The following is a 231-nucleotide window of genomic DNA, read 5'->3' on the forward strand; positions in this document are numbered from 1 at the left end:
GTGTTGGCCTGGATGGCCCTTGGCCCACTCAACGCGATCCGGTTGTGCGTCGCGTTCGATCCGATGAAAACCTGATCGCGCACGCATCGCTGCGTCCCATCGCAAGGCGGCCCCGGCCGCCTTTTTTGCGCCCATCGTGGGCGCTTTTTTTTCGCGGCACGCCTCGTACCGGCATTGACTGAAGGGTTTTCTAGAGCGACCTTGGTGTTAGTGCTAACGGCATAGCCGTTG

General features: G+C 60.6%; 1 protein-coding gene. It reads left to right on the top strand.

Annotation, left to right across the window (positions count from 1 at the left end; all coding sequences use genetic code 11):
- Positions 1-182 (top strand): hypothetical protein (locus tag SB786_RS37900; protein WP_410731796.1); only part of this gene is annotated, 182 nt, incomplete at its 5' end.
- Positions 183-231: the final 49 nt, after the last annotated feature.

The organism is Burkholderia sp. SIMBA_062 (assembly GCF_046534765.1).
Lineage (GTDB): Bacteria > Pseudomonadota > Gammaproteobacteria > Burkholderiales > Burkholderiaceae > Burkholderia > Burkholderia ambifaria.